1 protein-coding gene and 1 pseudogene are annotated in these 765 nt (G+C 47.3%); both read right to left on the minus strand.

The window, feature by feature from the left end; genetic code table 11:
- Nucleotides 1-299: iron-containing redox enzyme family protein (locus R7Z49_RS24500; protein ID WP_318112299.1), on the minus strand; the 299-nt coding region annotated here is incomplete at its 3' end.
- 25 nt (nt 300-324) lie between these two features.
- A pseudogene (locus R7Z49_RS24505) lies at nt 325-765 on the minus strand (long-chain fatty acid--CoA ligase); the annotation flags it as partial.

The following is a 765-nucleotide window of genomic DNA, read 5'->3' on the forward strand; positions in this document are numbered from 1 at the left end:
TCGGCATCGCCGCCGCACGCTTTGATGTCATTTAAAATCCATTCTTGATGGCCTTTCTCTTCCTCAATGTATTCGGCAATGGCTTCTCGTACCCATTCGTATTCGCCAGATAGTCGGCCCCCACACGCCATCAGCAAGGGAACGGTGTGCTTAACGTGATGGTAAGCTTGGGTTAGAAAGGCGATATACATATCTTTGGAAATGTTGCCTTGTTGAACGTCTGCGATGACTGGCGCAGTTAACATTGCTTGTTGAGCAGCGGCAGTGCTTTTTTTGAGTTGTTCGAAAAATAAAGTCATAACCTTCTCCTTAAGAAGCCGTTAACTAAGATGCAGTTTGGAAAGACGTAATGTGTTGCTGAAAGGGCAAATCGATGCGTTGGATCTTTTGCGCTTGCAGCGTTAATTCAGACGTTGTGCTCGCTAATAACTGAGCCACATCATGTTCGATTTGATTTCGTTTGAGCTTGCCGTTATCCGTGTACCAACCAGAGATGGCTCGTGGGTTGTCCAGCAGCAATAAGGTTCGGATTTGAGCGTAATCGGGTAGGGTTCGGTTTAATGCATGAACCTTTGCTTCGACGTCTTCGCTATTGATAATGACAGCGCATAATGTTTGTTGGCTATCGCCTGTAACGATCAGCGGCGTCATCGGCAAAAACGCCAACGCTTCTGATTCAATCCATTCCGGTGAGACATTTCTGCCATACGCGGTGACGATAAGGTTTTTCTTGCGCCCCGAGAGAGTGACAAAGCCTTGCGCGTC

This window comes from Vibrio sp. 1562, assembly GCF_033340155.1.
Taxonomy (GTDB): Bacteria; Pseudomonadota; Gammaproteobacteria; order Enterobacterales; family Vibrionaceae; genus Vibrio; species Vibrio alginolyticus.